The following is a 24,178-nucleotide window of genomic DNA, read 5'->3' as shown; positions in this document are numbered from 1 at the left end:
TGACATAGATGAAGTTAGATCGAAAATGGGAAGAGCGAGTAAAAGAAATTGAAAAAGGAGGATTAGAGAAATATCACGAAGCAAATGAAAGCAAAGGCAAGATGTTTGTCCGGAAAAGACTTTCTCTTCTATTTGATCAAGGAGAATGGCGGGAAGATGGGAAGTTTGCTAACGGTGAAGCGGAAGGTCTGCCGGCTGATGGTGTTGTAACTGCAATTGGAAAAGTGCAAGGGAAAACAGTATGCGTCATGGCTAACGATTCTACTGTAAAAGCAGGTTCATGGGGTGCTAAAACAGTCGAAAAAATCATACGTATTCAAGAAACCGCAGAAAAAATGAAAGTTCCATTGTTTTATCTTGTTGATTCAGCAGGAGCAAGGATCACCGATCAAATCGAGATGTTCCCTGGTAGACGAGGGGCAGGGAGAATTTTCTACAATCAAGTGAAATTGTCTGGCATGATCCCGCAAGTATGTTTATTATTTGGTCCATCAGCAGCTGGTGGCGCTTATATTCCAGCCTTTTGTGATGTAGTCATGATGGTCGATGGAAATGCTTCTATGTACTTAGGTTCACCGAGAATGGCAGAAATGGTGATTGGAGAGAAAGTATCACTTGAAGAAATGGGCGGAGCGAAAATGCACTGTTCTATTTCTGGTTGTGGAGATATCTTAGTGAAATCAGAAGAAGAGGCGATCCAACGAGCGAAAGACTATATTTCTTATTTTCCATCTAATTATGAAATGAAAACAGATGTTAAACCGAAGCAGAGCCCTATCCACCAAGAGAAAAAGTTACAAGATATCATTCCAGAAAACCAAAATGCTGCTTTTGACATGTTTGATCTTATCAATGGACTCATCGATGAAGGCAGTTTCTTTGAAATGAAAGCGTTGTTTGCCAAAGAATTAATAACTGGTTTTGCAAGAATGGATGGGAAAGCCGTTGGTATCATAGCTAATCAACCAAAACAAAAAGGTGGAGTTTTGTTTCACGACTCCGCGGATAAAGCAGCAAGGTTTATCACGTTATGTGATGCTTATCATATTCCACTGTTATTTTTGGCAGATGTACCAGGATTTATGATTGGAACAAGAGTGGAAAAAGCTGGAATCATTCGCCACGGAGCAAAAATGATTTCAGCCATGTCGGAAGCAACGGTGCCTAAAATTTCTGTTGTAGTGAGAAAAGCATATGGTGCAGGGTTATATGCTATGGCTGGACCTGCATTCGAACCCGATTGTTGTATTGCATTACCATCAGCACAAATTGCTGTAATGGGGCCGGAAGCCGCAGTGAATGCCGTTTATGCTAATAAAATTCAATCTCTTCCTGAAGAAGAACGTCCGGCATTTATTCAAGAAAAACGAAAAGAATACCAAGAAAATATTGATATTTATCGTTTAGCATCAGAACTAATTGTTGATGCCATTGTTCCTGCAGATGAGCTGAGAGAAGAATTGGTTGACCGTTTTGAAATGTATGAATCGAAAGATCAAATGTTTTCATCTAGAAAACACCCTGTATATCCTGTGTAAGGAGGAGTCGGAATGAAAGAAATATATGATTCGTTTGATAAAGCAGTAGCTGACATACATGATGGAGCAACGCTTTTAGTAGGTGGTTTCGGTCTATGTGGTATCCCTGAAAACCTCATTAAAGCCCTTCAAAAGAAAGGAACTAAGAATCTAACCATTGTTTCCAATAACTGTGGTGTTGATGACTGGGGATTAGGTTTGCTTTTGAAAAACAAACAAATAAATAAAATTTATGCTTCATATGTTGGAGAGAACAAAGAGTTTGAAAGACAAGTTCTATCGGGAGAGTTAGAAGTAGAACTTGTCCCACAAGGAACACTTTCTGAACGTCTTCGCGCTGGTGGAGCAGGTATTCCGGCATTTTATACTCCGGCTGGTGTTGGAACGAAAATTGCTGAAGGAAAAGAGACAAGAATGTTTGATGGCAAAGAGTACGTGATGGAAAAAGCCATAAAAGGTGATTTTAGTCTTGTCAGAGCTCATCAAGGCGATACATTTGGTAATTTAATTTATCGGAAAACTGCGCAAAACTTTAATCCAATGATTGCAGCGGCTGGAAATGTAACAATTGCTGAAGTAGAACATTTGCACGAAGCTGGTGAATTAAACCCTGAACATATTCATACACCTAGTATTTACGTTAATAAGCTAATACAAGGAGACCAAGAAAATCGAATTGAGCGTAAAACTGTGAAGGAAGCATAAACGAGGGGTGATTAATATGAGTGCGGATCGCAAAGCAATGCGAGAAAAAATTGCAAGAAGAGCGGAAAAGGAAATACAAGATGGCAACTATGTTAATTTAGGAATTGGAATGCCAACAATGGTGGCAAATTATATTTCTGACAACAAACAAGTCATGCTTCAGTCAGAAAATGGTCTCCTTGGTATTGGTCCATATCCAACAGAAGAAGAATTAGATGCTGATTTGATAAATGCAGGAAAAGAAACGGTAACAGCTGCTAAAGGATCAGCTTATTTTAGCAGTGCAGAGTCATTTGCAATGATTCGAGGTGGTCACATTGATGTAGCGATTTTAGGTGCGATGGAAGTGGCTGAAAACGGTGATTTAGCGAATTGGATGATTCCTGGGAAAATGATAAAAGGGATGGGCGGTGCGATGGACTTAGTCCATGGCGCAAAAAAAGTAGTCATCATAATGGATCATGTGAATCGCGCTGGAGAACCAAAAATCCTTAAACAATGTGCTCTTCCTCTAACTGGTAAAGCAGTTGTGAATCGAATTATTACTGATCGAGCAGTCATAGATGTGGGAAACGACGGTTTGGAATTAGTGGAAATTTTAGATGATAGTTCATTTGACGAGATTCAAGCGATCACGGGTGCAACACTAAATAATGCGACTAATTAAAACATAAAGCTAAGCGAAGCAAAAGGTCGGTGACTTTTGCATTGATCGAATAAACCTTTACCCTGAAGAAAATTTGAGCAATATCCTAATATCCTTTGCATAGCAGCAATTTTATAGGACATAGGATGATAATAACTAACTGATAAAAAAATAACTCCAAAATGTTCTACTTAAAAAAAGAACCTGAATGGTTCTTTTTTTATGAGGAATATTAAAGATGTTTTAGCTATTAAGTATTATTTGCTGTGTTAGCTTTTTTAAAATTGGGTAATTTGATTTTTGCAATAGTAATGAAATAGAAAACTTTACAAATAAGATTCTAAATATTACTAAGGACTATAGTACATACACAGCTGAGAATGATACAAACTATGTTTACGATAGGAGGTGATCAAACATGGCTAATAACAATAGTTCAAATCAACTTGTAGTACCTGGTGTACAGCAAGCTTTGGATCAAATGAAGTATGAAATTGCTCAAGAGTTCGGTGTTCAACTTGGACCTGATGCAACTTCTCGTTCAAACGGTTCTGTTGGAGGAGAAATTACTAAGCGTTTAGTACAAATGGCTGAACAGCAATTCAATGGTCAACAATAATAACTGAATACATGGCTGTAAGGAATGGAGAAATCCATTCCTTTTATTTTTATTGAGATAATGTGTGAAAGCATGCGTATAGCGTCGGAATAGCGAGCAGGTCGGCGGTGAAAGGAAGTAAAAGAAAGGGTTTCTTCCTTTCGGTTTGAAAGAACAAACGTTGATAATGAAAACAAACTAAACTGGATCGCACAATGTAAAAAAGGCCCCTCATGTAAAAGGGGCCTTATAGGAACTTAAATTATGAAATTTATCGAATGCGCTGTTCATCTTCTGGATCGAAGAAGTGACACTTGTTCATGTCAAAAGCAAGTTGTAACTTATTTCCACTCGTTACGTCTGTGCGAGAGTCAACGCGAGCGATGAAGTCTTGGTCGCTTACTTTAGAATATAGGTAAGATTCGGCACCCATAAGTTCCGCGACATCAATTGTTGCTTCGAATTTAGAATTTTCAGCAGCGTCTAAGAAGACAGGCTCATCGTGAATATCTTCTGGACGAATACCTAAGATCAGTTCTTTGTTATTATATTTTTCTAGTAACTTAAGTTTTCCTTCAGGAACTTTTACGGCGAATTCTCCTAAGTAGAAGTTACCGTCTTTCAAGGTTCCGTTCAAGAAGTTCATTGCAGGAGATCCGATAAATCCACCAACGAAGACGTTTTCCGGATAATCATAAATCTCTTTTGGTGCACCAACTTGATAAATATACCCATCTTTCATGACAACAATACGTGTTGCCATTGTCATTGCTTCTGTTTGGTCATGTGTTACGTAAACCGTTGTAGTCTGTAAGCGGTGGTGAAGTTTGATAATTTCTGCGCGCATAGCTACACGAAGTTTAGCATCTAAGTTAGATAAAGGCTCATCCATTAAGAAAACTTTTGGGTTACGAACAATCGCACGCCCTAAGGCTACACGCTGACGTTGTCCACCTGACATTGCTTTTGGTTTACGATCAAGCATTTCAGTTAGTCCGAGGATTTGAGCAGCGTCACGAACACGCTTATCAATATCTTCTTTTTTGAACTTGCGAAGTTTCAAACCAAACGCCATGTTTTCATATACATTCATATGTGGGTAAAGAGCATAGTTCTGGAAAACCATCGCAATATCTCTGTCTTTTGGAGCTACGTCGTTTACTTTATCGTCTCCAATATATAGAGAACCTTTAGAAATGTCTTCTAGTCCTGCAACCATTCGTAACGTTGTTGATTTACCGCAACCAGATGGTCCGACAAAAACGATAAATTCTTTATCTGCAACTTCTAGATTGAAATCAGTTACAGCTTGTACATCACCATCATAAATTTTGTAAAGTCCGTCAAATTTAATATCTGCCATGAAAAAAACCTCCTGCTTTTCTATTCGTATATTTGTTAAGCACTGAGTACAGTTTATCCTGAAAGGGTTTTCAATTCTATTGACGAAGTGCACAAAAAAAAGAAACCGTTTTTGTGCACTTTGCAAACGATTTCAGTGTGGTATATCGATAAGCTCCATACTTTAGTGTGATAACAGCATAATATAAACAGAGACAGCGTTAGGAAACTGTTTAATATCCATCGAAGTTTTTTCAATGAATTTATCCACTCTATATTGTAATGTGTTTCGATGCATGTATAATTTTTTCGCGGCTAAAGACGCATTTAAATTGCACTCTAAATATGTTTTAACCGAGTGTAGCAGTGTTTTATCATCTTTAACAGGATCTAGTAATTTCGTAATCATCGATAAATTTTGTTCTGGAACACTATGCAATAAATAATGGATTGTAATGTCTTGTTCAACGAAATATCCTTTCCGTGGAAAACTTTCCCTCACTTGCTTGTATAAGTGATCTTCCCAATGGTATCGTTCAGGAATTTCCGAAAACGTTGGAATAGGAGATCCAATGTAAAAAGAAATATTAATAAAAAAATCAGTCGTTATTGTATCGATGATTGATTCAATAGGTAAGTCATCATCAAATTCTGAGTCAATTTGTTGAATGAAAAACCCTTCCGATTTGCTTGTCCAAATTAATGATTTAGATGCTGGAAATAGGCCTTTGACTGCTATGGAGAATTCTTCATGTTCTGCAACTTCACCAGAGACAAAAAAATGAATAAAGCGAACAGGTGTGGTGATCGTTTTGGCTATTTCTTCTTGAGAAATATCTTTTTTTGCGATCAACCAATCGTGAATGAGTTTATCTTGGGTATTACCGAAGAAAACAAAATTGTCTTCACTATGAAATAATGTTTTTAAAAGGTCAATTTCTTGTTTCGTTAACTTGCGCTTATCTAATGTGAGTTTGTGTTCGTTAGATAAAATTAGTGATAGACGATTTTCTGGATGAAGGTGATCCACGTTAATCGCATGTGCATAATAACGTTGTAATCGGTCAAGCATGAGCCATACGTCCTTTCTTTTTCTTCATGAATGGCTTTGAAGGTAGTTATATTAAGTGTTAATGCGGTATTTGATAGGAATGATTGTAAATGACAAAGTTAGTGGTCTTCATAAACATGATATAACATTAAATCATGAACACAAGACGACAAGAATTTTTCATCCTCTTTTTTCATTGATGAAGGTGAAAGCCACTTAATTTGTCCGTCCTTATAATATTTCCCACGATACAAAGATTTGTTATAGTAAAAAGAAAATTCCCATTCTTGGTTAATCATATTATTTTTTATTTCTTTTAGTTGAAAATGTGTTAGCAATGGTTTTCCTCCTAGAACTTTATCAATATTGTGTATATCGTAACACGAAGGTATGCAGGTTGGAAGAAAAGTTAAAGACAAGTGATAAAAATTGAATTATATGGATGACATTGTTTTCACGGGATTGATTATTATTAAAACTGGGAATGGAAGGATATATACTAAATGGGTACAGATAAAAACCAAATTAGAGTTGTTACTAATGTTTTGAAAAGAGGGGTCCATCAATGACGAATGAGCTTACAATCATCCTAATGTTAATGTTTATAGGTGCAATTATCGGTGGTGGGACAAATGTGATTGCCATACGAATGTTATTTAGGCCATTTAAAGCTATAAATATAGGTTCTGTTCGACTTCCTTTTACTCCTGGGCTTATCCCAAAAAGAAGAGGAGAGATTGCAGAGAGTCTAGGGAAAACGGTAGAAGAACATCTTGTTACACCAGAAGGTATCCAAGAAAAACTAAAAGATGGTCTTCTTCTTAAAGAGATGGAAGATCGCCTGTCGTCGGCAATAAATGAACTACTACAAGAGGAGAGAACGTTAGACCAATGGTTGGAAGAACACTTAGATGGAAAGGACCAACTAGGATCTTTCCGTCAATCTGTTGAAAGTGGACTTCAAGCTAAATTAATGTCCTGGTTTTATGATTATAAAGACCGTCCAGTAAATGAATGGATGCCAAAATCATGGCAAAACCAAGTAAAAGATAAAATTCCTCTAGTTGCAGACAATATTCTTTGGAAAACAGAAGAATATTTGGAATCAGAAGAAGGTATCAAGCAAATGGATCAAATGGTTAGACGATTTTTTCAGTCAAAAGGAAGTGTAACAAGCATGTTTGGGAAGATGGCTCATCGGTTTTCGCTCTCTTCTGCATTATCAAAAGAAATTATTAGATTTTTACGGGAAAGTCATACGAAGGAATTACTTACAAGTTTGTTAGTGAAAGAGTGGGAGGCAAGTATTGCTAAATCACCTTCTGAATATGTTGATGATGAATGGATTGAGAAAAAAGTAGAGTCTTTAAGTATGTCGGTCGTAGGAAATGTACCAATTGTTGGAGAATGGGGACAACCTCTGCATGAGTGGAGTAAAAAATATGAAATGATGATTCAACAAACGATTTTACCTTCTATCATGGCATCAGCGTCATTGATTTTGTCACGTTATATTAAATCAATGATTAAAAAAATAGGGATTAGAGAAATTGTTGTTGCTGAAGTTAATCAGTTTCCTCTTTCTCGATTAGAGCAAATGTTACTCATGATTGCCAAAAGAGAATTGAAATTAATTGCTGTTTTAGGAGCATTGATTGGAGCAATTGTAGGGCTTTTTCAAGGAATGTTCATTGTTTTTTTTACATAAAAAGCTTGTACGGGATGAATTCACAATAAATTCATGTTATAGTCTGTTAAGAGTCCACATATGTACGTATTTTTATTAATATAACTGATAAATTTAACAAAAGCGTACATAAAAACTGAAGGAGGACAATTGTAATGGCTAACCCTTATGATAAGGCACATGAATTAGCAAAAGAATTAAAAGAAAGTGAAGAGTTCACGAAGTTACGTGACTTGCACAATGAAGTTAATGGAGATGAAGTTGCGAAGCGTATGCTTGATAATTTCCGCCAAGTTCAAATGGAACTTCAACAAAAACAAATGCAAGGTGAGCAAATCACTGAAGAAGAAATTCAAAGTGCGCAACAGCAGTTTGAACTTGTTCAACAACACGAAGTGATTTCTAAGCTTATGGAAGAAGAACAACGCATGAGCCAACTAGTTGGTGAATTGAACAAAATTATCACGGAACCTCTTGAAGGACTTTACGGAGTCGATCAAGAACAAGAAGGTTAATATAATGATGAAGCGGCTAGGAACCATTTGTTCCTAGTCGCTTTTCTGTTCTAATCCCTTGTCCGCTCTCATATATAATATCAATCACTGTAATTGAGGGGGCTGAACAACTATGGCATATCGCTTACTAGCGCTAGACATCGATGGAACCCTTTTAAAATCGAATCATCGATTAACAAAGGAGACGAAAGAAGCCATTGAATTTGTTAAGGACAAAGGGGTTTACGTGACATTAGCAACAGGAAGATCACATCTTTCCGCTAAGAAAATTGCAAAATCGTTGAAGTTATCTTCAGCATATTTCATTACCCATGATGGAGCTTTCCTAGCTTCTGACGTAACAACACCTGTATTTGAAAGAAGAATGGACGCAGAAACGGTCTATCAGATTGTCGATATTTTAGAAAATTATCACTGTCACTTTCGGTTGTTTCATGAGAAATATGCGATAGCAAATAAAACAAAGCAAAAGAAACAGCTTATATCTCGCGTGAATCTTCAGTTAAACGATCCGTTATTTTATCCAACTCACTATGTGGAATCTCCTAGCCATCGCTTAATTGATCAACCATTAAGTGTATTAAATATACGCGTGGAGTTTTGGAATAAACGGGAACGAGAGGATGCGATGGAGGAGCTCCATGATACTGTAAACGGTGTGAAATTTCTCCTTAGTAGTGAAGGAGAACTGCATATCACTCATGATAATGCATCAAAAGCTGTCGCTCTTCAAAGTTTAGCAAATCGTTTAAAAATATCACCAAAAGAAACAGTATTTATTGGATCAGATGAAAGAGATCAAGAGGCGATTGCACAAGCAGGTTTAGGTGTAGCAATGGGTCAGGCGCCTAATTCCGTGAAATCTGTAGCAGATTGGATTACGAGGTCAAATGATCAAAGTGGTGTAGCATACATGGTGAAAGAAGTGTTTAGAAAACAATTAAGAGTAGAAGTTGAAAATTAATTGATAATATACTTCCTGTCTGCAAATAATTTGCAGACAGTTTTTTTGATTATATTAAAAACTTATCATAAATGAATTAAATGGAAAAAGAAGATATAATAGAAAGATAAGAAGAAAGGAGCGAGAAGATGGACGAGAGAAAAATGATGGACCGTTTCAAACAAGCTTTACAAGATCATGAAGATGGAACACCTCAATTATTTATGTACTCTTTATTAGACTTTTCTTTTGAGTATGATGAAGAAAAAGAAATGGTTGTTGTAAAAGCACCAATCTCTGAAATAATGTATAACCCAGTAGGTTATATTCATGGGGGGATCATTACATATATGGCAGATACAGCAATGGGTCATTTGTGTGCAGCCTTTGGTGACCAGCCATCTGTCTCACTTGAATTAAAAACTCAGTTTTTCAGAACAACAAAAACAGGAGAGTTAATTACAAAAGCTTATTTTATTAAAAAAGGAAAGCAAGTACAATTTGTTGAATGTAGGATTGAAGACGATCAAGAACGCTTATTAAGTAAAGTTACCGGAACGTTTTATACGGTTTAACTCAGTTGTGAATAACGTTAAGTAAAACAAGCAGGCCGTTATATAAAACGGCCTGCTTGTTGTTTATGGATGAAAATGGACGAGTCCTCCTGAAGATTTGGCGACGCGACTCGGGTTCTCTAATAAGTTTTCAGCTTCTAATCGTTCGACCCCTTTTTCAGAAGCTTCTTTATCAGTTCCTGCTTCAATTACTTCGTTCAAAAGGTGTTCTCCTGTTTTACTAAATGCAGTTAAAAAATACTTTGCCATCGTTACCCTCCTCAAATGAATGAATATACATTCAGTTTACTACGATTTCTTATATCTCTCAACTATTCCGGATCTAGAAGGTTTTAATGCATGGAAGTTTAATATTTTTTTCGTTTCATATTCACGTATATTTTTTAGATGAATAGACTGGGCAGTGAAGGAGGAGATGAGATGAATACCCATGATATGAAAAACCATTGTGAACAACATTTACACAAATATGTTCTTGTTACAACAAAAGATCAGCAGCAATTTGATGCCATTGTTGAGTCTGTTGATGACGAATATGTTTCTTTCGCTGTTCCTATAGGGGGAAAGAATTATGGTGAAATGATGATGAACAATCTACCAAATGATGGAGGCTTCAGCTATGGATATGGAGGGGGAATGGAAGAAAGACAATATTATCCAGGTTATGGTTATCCATATTATCCGCAATATCCACCCTACCCGCTATATCCGTATTATCCACCTCAACGTTTTCAAAGGCTTGTATTGCCACTAGCTGCATTAGTTGCCCTTTCAACACTACCTTATTTTTAAGGTAAGAGTTGTAAATGATACAGGTGAAAAGAGTTTACACAGTTTCGTTGAATATAAAAAATAAATAAATGGTTGAAACCAACTATGAAGTATAATTTGCGGTGTTTCTAAGAAATTCGGAATATTAAACTCGGCTATCATTTAGCCGAGTTTAAATAGGCGTTGAATTTCCTTATTGAACGAACGTCCATTCGCTTTTATGATATACTAAAAAGCAGGAAGCTCTTAGAAAACCGCTATAAAATAGATTAATAATTAAAGGAGGGACAGAATCATGATTCGGTTTATGCATTGCGCAGACCTTCATTTAGGTAGAACGTTTCAAACGACAGCTGACATGAATGAATCATTTATTAAACAAGCTGTAGAAGCTACATACCATTCGTTTGAAGGGATTATTAACGAAGCAATCTCAAGAAAAGTGGATTTCGTATTGATAAGTGGGGATGTGTATGATCAGAAAAAGCGATCTGTTCGAGGGCAATGGTTTTTGAAAAAACAGGCAAGAAAATTACTGGATGCTTCGATACCGATTTTTGTAATTCATGGAAATCACGATCCATTAACATCGGTGGATACATTGATTGATATGCCGGAAAATGTATATATTTTCCCGAAAGATGTTTCGCATAAAATACATAAAACGTCTGATGGAGAAAAAGTAGTCATTTATGGATTTAGTTATCCACAGTCGGCTTATACAGAAAATCCCCTTCCTTTATACAATAAAATAGAATCTGAAGAAAGTGCTTATCATATTGGTCTTCTTCATGGACAAGAAAAAGGACAAGAAGGTCATGATCCTTATGCACCTTTCACAGTAAAATCGTTGGTAGAAAAAGAATTTGATTATTGGGCACTAGGACACGTCCATCACAGACAAGTGTTAAAAAGACAGCCAGCCATCGTTTATCCTGGAAATATTCAAGGATCTCACCGGAAAGAAACGGGAGCAAAAGGTGCATATTACGTTGAATTATCTCATTCGTCCTGTGATTTAACATTTATTGAAACGTCACCTATTCGATGGGAACAAATTCTCCTTTCTATAACAGGATTAAAAAAAGTGGATGAGCTTATTGAAAAGGTGCAGGATATGGCTGAACAGCTTACTCAAAGAACAATAATTATATTAACTATCGAAGGAAACGGAATTTTGCATGAACAATTATCTCATCAGAAAAACGGTGAGGAATTGAAGACATTAATCTATGAAGAGATGGCTAATGAGAACGTTTGGATCGATCGAATTAGAATTGAAACAAAGCCAGAACTTCAAAAAGAGTTATGGAGAAAGCAAGACCATTTACTTGGAGATGTTGTTCGATTACGAGAAGAAATGAAGACGGAACAAAATGAAATAGAGGAAATTTTATCTCCTCTCTATACCCATCGCAAAATCCGCTCGTATATTGATACTTTAACAAAAGAAGAGCAACAGGATATTATTGACAAAGCTGAAACAATGATCCTCACAACTTTATTAGAAGAGGGGGAGGGTCTATGAGAATAAAAAATATACATATTTATGGATTTGGTAAATGGATCGATCAAAAATGGGATTTAACAGACAAACGACTTGATCTTTTTTTAGGAGGGAATGAGTCAGGAAAATCAACGTTAATGGCATTTATTCATGCGATTTTCTTTGGGTTCCCAACTAAACGTGAAAATCAGTATATACCAAGAGAAACTGATCGGTATGGAGGAGGAATTTTACTTGATATTTCTCCATATAAAAATATTTTTGTGGAACGAATTGCAGGCAAAACACAAAAAGGAAAGTTAACTGTTCAATATCCGGATGGTCGGTCTGGTGATGAAAATGATCTTCAATCTTTATTAAAAGGAATGGACATGACCACTTTCAAAGGGGTTTTTCATTTTGATCTAGAGGGACTCCAAGGAATGAAGGATTTGACACCGAAAGAGTTGAGTCGTTACTTATATGATGCAGGAATGATGGGAGCAAATAAATTATCCTCTTTAGAAAAAACAATTGAACAAGAGTCGGATCGTTTATTTAAACCAAAGGGAAAAAAAACGACAATAAATGAAATGGCTAACCAATTAGCAGAGATGAAACAGAGTGTAAAAAAATGGGAGGAACGACTTGATGAATATGAAAATGTTCAAAAAAATGTACAAAAAAACGAAGATCTTTTAACTAAAATCTCCTCTGAACAAGTGGTTCTTCAAGAGAAATGGCGAAAAAATGAAAAACAACTATCACTATCACCTCTCATTCGAGATTGGTACGCATTAAAGCTTCAACATGATCAGGTACAAAAAATAAGCAAATTTCCTTTGGATGGTATTCAACGATTAAACCAATTGAAGGAAAGGTTATCTGAAAAAGAAGCTCGATTATCTCATGAAAAAGGACAGGTAGATACACTGATTGATCAGCAACAATCATTATATTTTGATGAATTACCATCAACTATAAAATTAGAAATGACCGAAGTAATAGAAGAAATTCCTCTTTATAAAAATATGAAAGAAGAAGAAAAACAACTTGAATTTGATGAAAGGGAACTTAGAAATCAACAATTAAAAATAGAGAAAGATTGGAAACCATTTGAACGAGATGTATTTATGGCTACCAATGTAAATGGTTATATTCTAGAAAAATATGAGCAATTGAAATCGAAATGGCAATCTCTTCAAACAAAAAACGAAAGACTAAACGAAGAAAAGAAAAAGTTAGACAGAGAACAAGAGATGACCGTCAACCAATTGGAGAATGACAAGAAACAACTCTTATCAACTTCGGAAATAAAAGAACTTGAATCAAAAGTCATGCAAGGGAAAAATAGCGCAACGTTGGAGCAACATAAATCTTTGCTTGTTGATCAGTTTGATTGGTTAAAAAAAGATAGAGAGGAAAAAGAAAAAAGAGGGCAGGCGACTACAAAAGCGCTTTTTGTTACTTCGATAGTATTAATCATTATTGCTATCATGCGTATATTTGCCATGGATATCGTTTCTTTTACAATTTTACTAATGGTAAGTTCTATCATGTTTTTTATTCTTCTCAAAATAAAAAATTTAAGAAAACAAGAAGACGGAAAACTCCAAGAAAAGTTGACGAAGCTTCGTGACAACATTGATAGTATGAAGAAACAACAGTCCAAAGATTTCAACGATGAACATGTGGAAAAATTATTAAAACATCACCAAGATATAAAATTTAAAGTAGATAGCATCAAACAAAAAAACATATATATTCAAGATAAATTAAATCAATGGCGAGATGATTGGAATGAAGTACAAGAAGAATGGATAACATTTGATAAGCAATTGCAAGATTGGTGTGTGGTAGGGGCTTTGCCTGAAGGTAGAGACGTTCTCTTTTACGATCGATTCTTACCAAGCGTGAAAGAGTGGAAACAGTTAGATAGTAAAGCTGCTTCGATAAGTAAGAAAAAAGAGCAAATAATAAAAATGAGGTCCAACTATGAAAATAAAGTGATACGTATCGCAACAAAACTATCTCTCCATAATAATCAACAATCCTCTATTGAAGACTTAGTGAAAAAATTGCGACAACATCTTGATTTTGTTAATGATCAAAAAGAGAAACAACAAAGGCTAAACGATAAGTTGGAGACTCATAAAAATATATTACTTGAAACGAAAGAAGAGAAGAAATTATTGAAAAACGAGCTAGAAAATCTGTTGTTATATGCAGGAGTAGAAGAAGAAGAAGCATTTCGAGAAAAAGCAGAGTTATTTAAGCAACAAAATGAATTGGAAGAAAAGTTAAGTGAATGGAATCTTCAAATTGTTTCCAGTATTCCAAATGAAGTAGAACGGACTCAGTTCATTGAAGATATTATTAATGAACAAAAAGATCTTACCGTTGTAAAAGAGACGATTGATCAGCAAATCAATAAATTGGACCAAGAAAAGAATGATTTGCTGCATAATAATGCTCAACTGAAAATAGAACTTCTTCAGCTTGAAGAAGAAGGTACGTATGAAGAACAACTTCAGCGATATATGACTTTAAAAGAAAAGATGAACGCCAAAGGAAAAGAATGGGCTATTTATAAAACGAGTCAATATATGATAACTAAAGTAAAAGCGATTTACGAAAAAGAAAGACAACCTAAAGTAATGAAAAGAGCTCAAACGATATTCACTGAGTTAACATCAAATAAGTACTGTTATTTATTTGCTCCATTAGGAGAAGAGAGATTTATCGTTGAAAGAGATGATGGACAACGATTTAATCCTAGCGATTTAAGCAGAGGTACATGTGAACTTCTTTATTTATCGATTCGCCTCGCACTTGCTATAGAAGATTCCATTAAAACTGATTATCCGTTGTTTTTAGATGAAACGTTCGTTAATATGGATAAAGGTAGAAGAACGTCTGTGATTAAATTATTGATTGATTTGTCTAGATATAGACAAATCTTATTGTTCACATGTCATGAACATATAAAAGAAGAATTCATATCAATGGGAAGTCAAGAGACTTCGTTTCATTCTTTGACTCTATCTCAATGATGTTCTTTAACCAAATAGATATTTTTGGTAAAATCAATTTATAGATAGTGTGGATGATGGAGGTTTTCTCTTTGTATGAGAAGAATGGTGATCAGGTGAATCAAGCTAATTGGAATCAATTTGAAGAAAAAAAAGATGAATTTATCCAAAGTATGGCCAAAAATATGGAGTTATACGGCATTACACCTTCGATTGGTCGTCTTTATGGAACTCTCTACTTTTCTGATAAGCCTATGACGCTCGATGATATGCGGGATGCATTAAGTATGAGTAAAACTAGCATGAGTACAGGCGTTCGTACATTAACCAATATGAAAATGGTTGAACCTGTGTTTAAACGTGGTGTAAGAAAAGACTTATACCAAACGGAACAAGATTGGCATAAAAGTTTCTCTGCACTTTTCTCAAGACAATGGAAGAAAGCAACGGAAACAAATATTGAGGAGGCAGGGGAAGCGAAAGAAGAATTGGAAAAACTTTTGCAAAAAGTGGAGGAACAAGAATTAATTAATCAAATTCATGAAGCGATTGAAAGAATTGATTATGCAAATAATTATTATCAATGGTTGCTTCGATTTGTTGAAGTGGTGGAATCTGGAGAAATTTATTCTATTATTCCAAAAGAGTAGACCTCCATGCGATTATTTTCGCTCCATGCTGAATCAATAAAAATAACTGATATTTACTGACGAAGGTAAGTGGGAGCGAATCTCGATACTCCGACGAAAGAATGAATCAGAACAGCCCTCACAAGGGAAGGGGCAAGCTTAAGGTGGGTTGCAGATTCCACTATATAGTGAATGAAAGCTGTCCATAAAATGAGGGGCAGCTTTTTTAAAATATAGCATCGTAACGTATTCTTTTTAAAGTCCGAAAAAAAAGTAAGCCAGACGCCCGCAAGCAGTTTAATTTATATCCTATCTCTTTATAACAAAAATAGCCAAAATATATGTAAAAATGTTGTTTTATTTTAATTTCTCACACTTTTGTATTAAACTTAGTTTGACAAAAGGAGATAATAATAAATTTTTTAAAAGAGAAGTATAGAATAAGGTATAATTTAAGTAAGGACACTTTTATATAACCGCAATGTTGTTGGAATTCTGAGTAATTCACCTGGAAGAACAAGGGAAAAATTTTTCAAAAATAACAGCTCAACGACAACAAAGTCTTAATCACAAAAATGTTATAGTCATTTATAAAAAGCAAAACAAAGGATGATGACCATGAACGAATTTTCAGTATATTTAGTCGAAGATGAGAAAAATTTAGGAGAAGTCATCAAGGCGTATATGGAAAAAGAAGGTTGGAAAGTCAAACATTTTACAGATGGAAAAGAAGCTTTTGATAGTATTGGACAACCACCACATTTATGGATATTAGATATTATGCTCCCAGGAATGGATGGATATCAGTTACTTAAATCGATAAAAAGTGAAGGGGATACTCCAGTTATTTTCATTTCAGCAAGAGACAAAGATTTGGACCGAGTATTAGGATTGGAACTTGGTAGTGATGATTACTTAGCAAAGCCGTTTTTACCAGAAGAATTGCTTATTCGAGCAAAAAAGTTATTAAACCGTGTGTATCCACCTGAGGTGCAAGAGGAAGATGCAATTGAACTAAATGGTTACATTATTGATCCTAAGTCCAGAACTGTTCACGATAATGAGGAGCCAATCGAGTTAACAACAAAAGAAATGGACTTAATTATTTTGTTAGCTTCTCATTTAGGAGATGCATTATCACGAGAGACAATTATTGAGTATGTATGGGGAACAGATTATTTTGGGTCTGAACGAGCTGTAGATGATGTGGTTAGGCGAGTAAGGAAAAAGCTTCCCCGTGTCCATGTTGAAACACTTTATGGATATGGGTATAGGGTTTTATCTTCATGATTCGATTGAATTTAACACAACGAATTTGGTTTTCTTTTATTTCCATATTAGTAATGGTTGCTTTATTAATAGGTGTGATTTATCCCATTTCGTTGAAAGGTACGTTGACTGAAGAAACGTATCGAATTATTGAGCAAGAGCAAAATCGTCATACGAACCCTTTTGGTGAGTATTTGGTCCCTCCTCATACAGAACTTGACTTTATTGAAAGGCGTGAGGCTGAACGATCTGTGGGAAATGTGTTTTTAATGAATCAATTTGGAACTATTGAAGGAGATCCTGTCCCAAGTGAAGTACTTCGGGAAATGGGTGACCGGGCCCAAGAGCAACTGACAAGAAGAGGGCGGTATGAATTAACATACAACGAAGCGACATTGTTTTATGTCGTTTATAAAGTATATACTACCGGTGGAGAAGCGTACCATATTTCTTATATGTGGGATACTTACCGTGACCAAATGGTCAATCGTTTATGGGGAAGATTAAGTTACATTATGTTATTTGCAAGTCTAATGAGTTTAGTACCAGCTTTTTGGTTGAAACACTATTTGAAACAACCATTAACAAGCTTAGGAAACCACTTTGAACAAATCGCTGATCGAAATTGGAAAGAACCTTTTCATTGGGAAGGTGATGAAGATTTCGAAAAGCTCTCCAATCAATTTGAGCAAATGAGGCAAAACTTAATTAAATTTGATTCTGCTCAAAAAACATTTATTCAGCATGCTTCTCACGAATTGAAAACACCAATCATGGTCGTCAAAAGTTATGCTCAGTCTGTAAAAGATGGTATTCTACCAAAGGAGAATATGGAACAAACGATGGATGTTATTATTGAAGAATCCAATCGTATGGAAAAACGAGTGAAAGCTATGTTATATTATACAAAATTAGATTCATTAAAAGAAGCACCGATGAATATGGTTGATTTCCCATTTGGATCCATTGCTTATCACGTGGAAGGAAGGTTTCGTCTTGCAAAAGAAGGAGTCAATATATCTGTAAAAGGTGATCAAGTGATGATTTTAGGTGACAAGGAACAATTAGGCGTTCTATTAGAGAACCTAGTAGAAAATGCACTTCGTTACGCTATTGACAGCATTGAAATTAAAGCAATAGATGATGGAGACGACTATATTTCCATTGAAGTTACGAATAATGGAGAAAACATTCCAGATGATGAGCTGGAGCATTTATTTACCCCTTTTAGAAAAGGAAATAAAGGCCAATTTGGATTAGGTCTAGCTATAGTCAAACGAATTTGTGAGCTTCATGGCGGTTACCCAAAAGTAAAAAATGAAGAAAATGGTGTAACGTTTACAATGGTGATACCAAAAACGAAGGAATTGCAAGATAACAACTCGAAACCACGATAATATGGTTTCGAGTTGTTTGTTATTTTCATAAGGCTTATGTAAATGTTGAAGTTGATTCGATCAATTTAGCAAGAAAGAGTGTTTACTTTGCGAATATCCCAGTTATGAAAATCAGTATTAATATGTAACAGATTTTTATATAAAGTTCTCTTGCTATATCATTATGATATAATAATGAAAAAGAATGGGTGAAGGAGGTTTGTTAATCAATGAGGAAAGGAATTCATCATCACCAAATCGGTGAGTCTGTAGATACTTATCTATTGATAAAAATTGCGAAAAAAGGTATTGCAAGCAATGGGAAGCCATTTCTTACCTTGCAGTTAACGGATAAATCTGGAGAAATTGAAGCGAAGCTTTGGGGAATTTCAACAGAAGATGAGGCTATATTCATCAGCGGATCAGTTGTTCATATTCAAGGAGAAGTCCATGATTTTCGAGGGATGCGTCAGTTAAAAATCAAAGCTATTCGGCCAACAACAGGAATGGACCAAGTGAAGCCAGAAGATTTTATGCCTTCTGCCCCTCGGAATAAAGAAGAAATGTTAGAAGAAATCACTCAATATATTTTTGACATGCAAAATGCAAAAATTCAACGTATAACAAGACACTTATTTAAAAAGCATCAAAAAGAGTTTTCGGTATCACCGGCAGCGACAAAAAACCACCATGAATTTGTTTCTGGTTTAGTGTATCACGTCGTATCGATGCTAGAGCTTGCTAAAAGCATTGCCACGCTCTACCCAAGTTTAGATAAAGATCTCTTATACGCGGGGGTTATCTTGCATGATATGGCCAAAGTAAGAGAATTGTCTGGGCCAATGGGGACACACTATACGATTGAAGGTAAATTACTAGGTCACATTACGATCATGGTTACAGAGATTGAAGAGGCGGCGAAAGAGTTGTCTATAGAAGGGGAAGAAGTTCTTGTTTTACAACATCTGGTTTTGTCTCATCACTCAAAAGGGGAATGGGGGAGTCCAAAACCACCATTAATTAGGGAAGCGGAAATGTTACATATGATCGATAATATAGATGCTAAAATGAACATGATGGATCGCACGTTAGATCGCGTATTTCCTGGAGAATTTTCCGAGAGAGTTTTTGCTATGGATAATCGGTCATTTTACAAACCATTATTTCATGACAAACCAATTGATTTGTAGATGAAATTAGGGTGCTAATTTTTCTAGAACAGTCCAAGTCTCTTATAAATAGAAGTAGAGTGCTATTTTATGTATGATTTACTAATGTTTAATTACAATATAACAGCACCCTAAATTTCTTATTCCTGATTTTGTTGATTTGTTTTTGTGAGGTCAGCTAAATGGTCCATTTCTAAAACAGTATCCACCACTTCACTCTCAAAGATAGAATAGCAATTCGAAGTGAGCCATTCTTCAAAGGTAAGATAGTTGCAATCATGCCAAGCTTTTTCCCAATGTGCAAATAAAAACGCTTCTACTCGTTCATGAACGATCGGAAAATAAACTAGGGAAGAAACTGAGTCTTCTTTAGTTTCTATTTTTTCCATGACAAGATGTACCAACTTTTCTTGAAATTCTCCACAAGTCATATTACTTAATTTCTTATTTTGCATCGAATTCAACCTCCATAAATAGTTACTTATTACTTTTTTTCCCTCTATTATTTCTTTCAAACATCTATCATTTTTTCTCTTTAAATTCATAGACTTTAAAAACTAGAGTTTTAAGAGGAGGCAAAAATGAATCCTATCACAATTATATTTTCGTTAATGGCTGGTCTGTTTTTAGCATTTTCAATTAAAATTATTTCTTTAACAATGATCGGAGAATATTTTCTCCTTCATCAACCGTGGTGGGTATATCTTGTCATGGGAGGAATTGTTTTGAGTGGTTTTATGTCAATGATACATTGGATAGAAGAAAAGTATATTAGTAAAGACTCCCAAAAACTATTATTCTTGGGAGCCTTGTTTTCCGAAAATCCAATTAGCAGACGTAAGCAGCGCCTACTATAATGAGTAAAATGAAAAGTACAACGATAAGTGTAAATCCGCCGTAAGGACTTGTAGTTCCGTAACCTGACATGAGTACTTCACCCTTTCTTTAGTCGATGTTGGGAAGTGTTCCCCCATATTTAACTTATGCCTGCCTGATAGTATCTGTTCATAGGCAATCATGGAAAAGTTAATTAGAGGCTGCTGAATAAGTTTCAGCCTGCAAACCTTTAGGGTTTTGTCTGACTTAAAAAGGTGTTAAGCAGGATTAAAAAAGTTTTAAATTAGAGCATGATGACGCGCAAGGTTATTCCGTAATTCCAGTTGATTACTTTTTCTTCTGAATGATTAAATAACCGACTAACGCGTATCGATCATTACTTCTTATTCAGTGGACTCTAATTTAAAGAAAAGCAACCGGACCAAATAATGGGTCCAGTTGCTGAAATGGTTTCTTTATTTTTCAAAGAGATCTTCAAAAGCTGGATCATGAATAATAAACTCTAAGTCCTCCATCATTTTCTTCTTTTCTTGGTTTAATTTAAATAATTTCTGGTCATTATAGTGTGAACGAAGTTGTTCTCTAACTTCTTCAAACTCATCTTCAAAAGGAATTCGACCGGTTGTTTCTATAATATGATATCCAAATTGAGTTTTTACGGGTTCACTTTTTTCATTTAAATCTAGATTGAAAGCGGCTTCTTCAAAAGGAGGAGTCATAGTACCTCGTCGGAAGTTCCCTAACTCTCCATCGTTTTCTAAAGAACTAGGATCTTTAGAATATTCATGCACTAATTCGGAAAAATTACGGCCTTCTTCTAATTGAAAAAGGACTTCCAATGCCGTTTCTTCATCTTCAACAAGAATATGCCTAGCCTCTAGAGCCTCTCCTTTTTCATATTCATCCAGAAGTTCTTCCTCAGTAACTTCCCCAACCAGACCAGTTCTGTGCTGCATGACAAGGTGATTCAAGACACGATTGCGTATATCTTCTTCCCCAAGTAGACCTTCTCTTTTCATCATTTCATTAAAATGATCTTTGTTAGATACGCCTAAGTTATCCATTAAATACTGAATTTCAGCTTGTATGTCATTTTCGTCGATTCCAATTTTTTCAGCTTCAGCAGAGATCACTTGATTTTGAATAAGTGTTGTTAACACTTCCTCTCCGTACTGATCTTTTAACGCATTAACAAACTCTTTTTCTGTTATTAGACCAGCGTCCATTTCAACGATAACTTTTTCATTATGATCTTCATTTAAGTCGGTCTGCTGATTGTTTTCTACTGAGTTATCCTTGCAACCAGTTATTAAAGCTAAACTACATAATAAAAGAATCATTGCATTTTTGTTCAATGTTTTCAACTCCTAATATTATGCTGATTAAAATTGAATTCGTGGATTTTACTATAGCATAATTGATAATTATTTGAAAACGTAATATTCAATGATAAAGAGACCGTTTTATTAAAAATGCCCAATATTAATTAATCGTGACAAACGTCCATACACATATGAGATTCAGTAATAAGATGTATTGAACGATAATACAAGGAGGAATGTTTAAATGTCTCACTCATATCATTCAGGATTTGCATTGCTTGTCGTGTTGTTTATTTTATTAGTGATCATCGGAGCATCTTGGGGTTACTAAAGAAGAGTAATTTTAATATTGGGAGGTGAGATCCTATGGGATATCATAGTAGCGGTTTTGCCTTGTTGGTTGTTTTATTTATTCTTTTAGTCATTGTAGGTGCTTCTTGGTGGTAAGGAAGCACTTATAACCCTATTAAGTGTCTTCACCAGTATTATACCATTGTAAAAAGAAAAAAAAGAACAAGTCAGCGTTTGTTGATCGCTGCTTGTTCTTTTTGTGTTAAAAATACATTCAATGTTCATACGTCACTGTCATCTAGTAAATTGAATAGATGGATTTATACTTTGAAAACCAATCTAGGTCAATTAGGTTAAAAAGATTCTGAAAAAAGAGGAAGTAATTAGAATAGTAATAAGTACATTAATTGTTCGGAATACTTTCGGCTGCTTCTCCTCAGGAATTTCTTTTTGTATACATAGTGAGTTTGTCATAGAATTGATAATGAAAAGGTAGAGTGTTGCAAAAAGCATAAAAGGTAAATACATCTAGTAACCCCCAATTAAGGTAGACTCTCTTATCCTACTTTATCAAAAGGTATAAAAAATTTAAAGTTAATTATAATGGAAATTAGGGAACTTTTGATAGTACGTTGTAGAATAAGCGTCCTTATTTTTTCAATGGACTTATCTTATTGTAACAAAGATTTACCTATGAGTGAAATTTTCAATTCAAAGGGATATAATAAAAGAGGTGAGAGAACCAAAGATTAGGAGGTATATATGAGAAACAAATGGAAAATTGCATTTATAACATTACTTCTAAGCATCATCACGCTGATCATCTTTGGTGCCGTGTGGTTCACTCAAACCTTCTCAGAACCCACTAACGAAGAATTTCCAACAGTGACTCCAGAAGCTAGTGAGGGCGCTTCCTTTACGATTACAACAACAAAAGAGGATCTAAATAGTTGGCTACAACAAGAATTAAGTAAAGAGCCAGATGCAGAGATGTATGATTTATATATAGACGATGCCGTTTATATGGAAACTCGTATAGAAGCCTTGGGTTTAAGTGTTCCAATTAAGATGAAACTTACTCCTGCAGTGACAGAAGAAGGGAATTTAGAACTTATCGAAGAAAATTTTCAAGTGGGAAATTTGTCGCTTCCTTCAGAACGGGTGTTTCAACTTATCGGAGCTACGGTAGATCTACCTGAATGGATATATGTATTGTCTGAAGAGAGTAAGTTCTACGTGGACATAAGAGAAGGTGTTTCAGAAGAGGTGGATATTAATATAAAGTCGTTTGATTTGGAGAATGATGATATTGAATTAAGGATGACAGTTGTTGCAAACGAAACAAATTAAGCTCTTTCTATAAAGCTATGTCAAAGCTGACAGATTGTTTTATAGAAAAATAAGTGAGACATCAAAAGAACAAAGTTTACGATACTTCGATTTCTGTGGAAGGCAGGATGTCCAAGTATTAATAGAAAAACGAGTCAGGACAGATATATCTGTTCTGACTCGTCTTTTCTAAATGTAGAATAGCTTTTGAGACGGAGTCTTTATTATTAATTAGCGTTGTTTAAGTTCGGGTCCTATGTTATCTTGGAAAACGTTTGTGTTTTCATTAAATGTTGGATAAAGGACATAAAAGCCGTCACGATTTTCTTCGATCAAACAATTTTTTGGAGCTGTTTTTATTTGTTTGAAATTCATAAAATCATAGACACAAATTCCTACATTTAATGCTGACATCATAGCAATATAATGAACATACTGAGGTAGCAATATTGCAGCAACCACGGAAAGGCCAGTTAATAGAAAAGCTGGTGAACCGGTTGATAACAAACTCATATGTTTTGATAATGGTTGTTTTGTCGAGTAATAAAAATAAGGCCACTGATTTTTCCGGATCCCAAATGTTGCTTTTTTACCGACTAACCAAACCGGAAGACAGTGCAACACTAAATGGATTGGAAGAACTAGCGCTAATGTTATTAATAAGAAACTGACTCCATGATCGACGAGGGGCACCGTAGAAAAAAATGTACTAAACACCATAAAAAAGATTAAAAAATAACCGATCATAATAATTGATGATAAAAACCACAGCCGAACTTTACCAAATTGATTTTCGACAGATATTGTTTTCAAACAGTTCATCTGCTTTTCACCTCCAGAGATTGATGCTTTTTATTTAAAGTTTCATTGTTTACGTCAGTACAACTTTTAATTAAGCACTATAGTAACTTACGATGAATTTGAAAAGAAAGCAATGGTTTTTTCGAAAAAAAATCAAAAGATTTTTTTCAAATTGATAATTCTCGGTTTTTAGACAAAAAATGTTCGATTAAAACTTTATTTACAAGTTGATTAATCCAAATTTAGATTCCACAAAAAGAATAATTA

General features: G+C 35.1%; 28 protein-coding genes. 19 read left to right on the top strand and 9 right to left on the bottom strand.

Going from position 1 to position 24,178, the window contains the following annotated elements; all coding sequences use genetic code 11:
• The first annotated feature begins 8 nt into the window (after positions 1-8).
• The 4 genes from QDN89_RS03435 to QDN89_RS03420 all read left to right on the top strand — a co-directional run bounded on the left by QDN89_RS03435 (position 9) and on the right by QDN89_RS03420 (position 3,508).
• Positions 9-1,538: an acyl-CoA carboxylase subunit beta gene (locus QDN89_RS03435; protein WP_280768671.1), complete on the top strand. Its 1,530-nt coding sequence runs from the start codon at positions 9-11 to the stop codon at positions 1,536-1,538.
• 12 nt (positions 1,539-1,550) lie between these two features.
• Positions 1,551-2,243 carry a CoA transferase subunit A gene (locus QDN89_RS03430; protein WP_280768670.1) on the top strand — a complete coding sequence of 231 codons (693 nt, stop codon included), beginning with the start codon at positions 1,551-1,553 and terminating at the stop codon, positions 2,241-2,243.
• A 16-nt stretch (positions 2,244-2,259) separates the two neighbouring features.
• Complete coding sequence (locus QDN89_RS03425; protein WP_280768669.1) at positions 2,260-2,910, top strand: 3-oxoacid CoA-transferase subunit B; 651 nt, start codon at positions 2,260-2,262, stop codon at positions 2,908-2,910.
• 397 nt (positions 2,911-3,307) lie between these two features.
• Entirely contained in the window at positions 3,308-3,508 is a 201-nt protein-coding gene (locus QDN89_RS03420; protein ID WP_280768668.1) for an alpha/beta-type small acid-soluble spore protein, read from the top strand.
• Between the two features lie 250 nt (positions 3,509-3,758).
• Here the strand turns inward: QDN89_RS03420 and QDN89_RS03415 are convergent, their stop codons facing one another.
• From QDN89_RS03415 to QDN89_RS03405, 3 genes are all read right to left on the bottom strand, one after another.
• A complete protein-coding gene (locus QDN89_RS03415; protein WP_280768667.1) occupies positions 3,759-4,850 on the bottom strand; it encodes an ABC transporter ATP-binding protein in 1,092 nt (363 codons plus the stop codon).
• 162 nt (positions 4,851-5,012) lie between these two features.
• Entirely contained in the window at positions 5,013-5,900 is an 888-nt protein-coding gene (locus QDN89_RS03410) for a PucR family transcriptional regulator (RefSeq protein ID WP_280768666.1), read from the bottom strand.
• A 98-nt stretch (positions 5,901-5,998) separates the two neighbouring features.
• A complete protein-coding gene (locus QDN89_RS03405) occupies positions 5,999-6,217 on the bottom strand; it encodes a DUF5342 family protein (RefSeq protein ID WP_280768665.1) in 219 nt (72 codons plus the stop codon).
• Positions 6,218-6,444: 227 nt separating this feature from the next.
• Between QDN89_RS03405 and QDN89_RS03400 the strand changes: the two genes are divergently transcribed.
• The 4 genes from QDN89_RS03400 to QDN89_RS03385 all read left to right on the top strand — a co-directional run bounded on the left by QDN89_RS03400 (position 6,445) and on the right by QDN89_RS03385 (position 9,599).
• Positions 6,445-7,587 (top strand): DUF445 domain-containing protein, encoded by a 1,143-nt coding sequence (locus QDN89_RS03400; RefSeq protein ID WP_280768664.1) that lies wholly within the window; start codon positions 6,445-6,447, stop codon positions 7,585-7,587.
• 134 nt (positions 7,588-7,721) lie between these two features.
• Positions 7,722-8,081 (top strand): YlbF/YmcA family competence regulator, encoded by a 360-nt coding sequence (locus QDN89_RS03395; protein WP_280768663.1) that lies wholly within the window; start codon positions 7,722-7,724, stop codon positions 8,079-8,081.
• Positions 8,082-8,193: 112 nt separating this feature from the next.
• Positions 8,194-9,045, top strand: a complete 852-nt coding sequence (locus tag QDN89_RS03390; RefSeq protein ID WP_280768662.1) for a Cof-type HAD-IIB family hydrolase — start codon at positions 8,194-8,196, stop codon at positions 9,043-9,045.
• A 128-nt stretch (positions 9,046-9,173) separates the two neighbouring features.
• Positions 9,174-9,599, top strand: a complete 426-nt coding sequence (locus tag QDN89_RS03385) for a PaaI family thioesterase (protein WP_280768661.1) — start codon at positions 9,174-9,176, stop codon at positions 9,597-9,599.
• 63 nt (positions 9,600-9,662) lie between these two features.
• Here QDN89_RS03385 and QDN89_RS03380 read toward each other — a convergent pair whose 3' ends face one another.
• A complete protein-coding gene (locus QDN89_RS03380; RefSeq protein ID WP_280768660.1) occupies positions 9,663-9,848 on the bottom strand; it encodes a YhzD family protein in 186 nt (61 codons plus the stop codon).
• A 171-nt stretch (positions 9,849-10,019) separates the two neighbouring features.
• On the opposite strand from QDN89_RS03380, the gene QDN89_RS03375 reads away from it, so the two are divergent.
• From QDN89_RS03375 to yhaM, 7 genes are all read left to right on the top strand, one after another.
• On the top strand, positions 10,020-10,391 hold the full coding sequence (locus QDN89_RS03375; RefSeq protein ID WP_280768659.1) for a hypothetical protein: 372 nt from the start codon (positions 10,020-10,022) through the stop codon (positions 10,389-10,391).
• A 274-nt stretch (positions 10,392-10,665) separates the two neighbouring features.
• Positions 10,666-11,898, top strand: coding sequence for a metallophosphoesterase family protein (locus QDN89_RS03370; protein WP_280768658.1), 1,233 nt, complete (start codon positions 10,666-10,668; stop codon positions 11,896-11,898).
• The gene (locus QDN89_RS03365; RefSeq protein ID WP_280768657.1) at positions 11,895-14,909 is read left to right on the top strand and encodes an ATP-binding protein; all 3,015 of its coding nucleotides are present in this window, start codon (positions 11,895-11,897) and stop codon (positions 14,907-14,909) included. Before QDN89_RS03370 ends, QDN89_RS03365 begins: the two co-directional genes overlap by 4 nt.
• Positions 14,910-14,980: 71 nt before the next feature.
• Positions 14,981-15,538, top strand: a complete 558-nt coding sequence (locus QDN89_RS03360; RefSeq protein ID WP_280768656.1) for a GbsR/MarR family transcriptional regulator — start codon at positions 14,981-14,983, stop codon at positions 15,536-15,538.
• Between the two features lie 597 nt (positions 15,539-16,135).
• Positions 16,136-16,807 carry a response regulator transcription factor gene (locus QDN89_RS03355; RefSeq protein ID WP_280768655.1) on the top strand — a complete coding sequence of 224 codons (672 nt, stop codon included), beginning with the start codon at positions 16,136-16,138 and terminating at the stop codon, positions 16,805-16,807.
• Positions 16,804-18,183: a sensor histidine kinase gene (locus QDN89_RS03350; RefSeq protein ID WP_280768654.1), complete on the top strand. Its 1,380-nt coding sequence runs from the start codon at positions 16,804-16,806 to the stop codon at positions 18,181-18,183. The genes QDN89_RS03355 and QDN89_RS03350 overlap by 4 nt, the downstream gene beginning before the upstream one ends.
• 209 nt (positions 18,184-18,392) lie before the next feature.
• Positions 18,393-19,352: a 3'-5' exoribonuclease YhaM gene (gene yhaM, locus QDN89_RS03345; protein WP_280768653.1), complete on the top strand. Its 960-nt coding sequence runs from the start codon at positions 18,393-18,395 to the stop codon at positions 19,350-19,352.
• Between the two features lie 119 nt (positions 19,353-19,471).
• On the opposite strand, the gene QDN89_RS03340 is transcribed toward yhaM, so the two are convergent.
• The gene (locus tag QDN89_RS03340) at positions 19,472-19,786 is read right to left on the bottom strand and encodes a hypothetical protein (protein WP_280768652.1); all 315 of its coding nucleotides are present in this window, start codon (positions 19,784-19,786) and stop codon (positions 19,472-19,474) included.
• Between the two features lie 126 nt (positions 19,787-19,912).
• On the opposite strand from QDN89_RS03340, the gene QDN89_RS03335 reads away from it, so the two are divergent.
• Positions 19,913-20,188 (top strand): sporulation YhaL family protein, encoded by a 276-nt coding sequence (locus tag QDN89_RS03335; protein ID WP_280768651.1) that lies wholly within the window; start codon positions 19,913-19,915, stop codon positions 20,186-20,188.
• Here the strand turns inward: QDN89_RS03335 and QDN89_RS03330 are convergent.
• Both QDN89_RS03330 and QDN89_RS03325 read right to left on the bottom strand, forming a co-directional pair.
• Positions 20,160-20,258, bottom strand: a complete 99-nt coding sequence (locus tag QDN89_RS03330; RefSeq protein ID WP_280768650.1) for a YjcZ family sporulation protein — start codon at positions 20,256-20,258, stop codon at positions 20,160-20,162. The genes QDN89_RS03335 and QDN89_RS03330 overlap by 29 nt on opposite strands.
• A 365-nt stretch (positions 20,259-20,623) precedes the next feature.
• Positions 20,624-21,523, bottom strand: a complete 900-nt coding sequence (locus QDN89_RS03325) for a peptidylprolyl isomerase (protein WP_280768649.1) — start codon at positions 21,521-21,523, stop codon at positions 20,624-20,626.
• Between the two features lie 211 nt (positions 21,524-21,734).
• On the opposite strand from QDN89_RS03325, the gene QDN89_RS03320 reads away from it, so the two are divergent.
• Positions 21,735-21,821 carry a YjcZ family sporulation protein gene (locus QDN89_RS03320; RefSeq protein ID WP_093048154.1) on the top strand — a complete coding sequence of 29 codons (87 nt, stop codon included), beginning with the start codon at positions 21,735-21,737 and terminating at the stop codon, positions 21,819-21,821.
• Positions 21,822-21,856: 35 nt separating this feature from the next.
• Entirely contained in the window at positions 21,857-21,937 is an 81-nt protein-coding gene (locus QDN89_RS03315; protein ID WP_280768818.1) for a YjcZ family sporulation protein, read from the top strand.
• Between the two features lie 192 nt (positions 21,938-22,129).
• Here the strand turns inward: QDN89_RS03315 and QDN89_RS03310 are convergent, their stop codons facing one another.
• A complete protein-coding gene (locus QDN89_RS03310; RefSeq protein WP_280768648.1) occupies positions 22,130-22,309 on the bottom strand; it encodes a hypothetical protein in 180 nt (59 codons plus the stop codon).
• A gap of 234 nt (positions 22,310-22,543) precedes the next feature.
• Here QDN89_RS03310 and QDN89_RS03305 point away from each other — a divergent pair, with 234 nt between their 5' ends.
• Positions 22,544-23,131, top strand: coding sequence for a YpmS family protein (locus QDN89_RS03305; protein ID WP_280768647.1), 588 nt, complete (start codon positions 22,544-22,546; stop codon positions 23,129-23,131).
• 210 nt (positions 23,132-23,341) lie between these two features.
• On the opposite strand, the gene QDN89_RS03300 is transcribed toward QDN89_RS03305, so the two are convergent.
• Positions 23,342-23,932, bottom strand: a complete 591-nt coding sequence (locus QDN89_RS03300) for a DUF3267 domain-containing protein (protein ID WP_280768646.1) — start codon at positions 23,930-23,932, stop codon at positions 23,342-23,344.
• Positions 23,933-24,178: the final 246 nt, after the last annotated feature.

Origin of the sequence: Salipaludibacillus daqingensis, from assembly GCF_029891575.1 — a bacterium.
GTDB classification, from domain to species: domain Bacteria; phylum Bacillota; class Bacilli; order Bacillales; family Salisediminibacteriaceae; genus Salipaludibacillus; species Salipaludibacillus daqingensis.
Note: the sequence above shows the minus strand (reverse complement) of the source record. Positions and strands in the feature narration are given on the sequence as shown.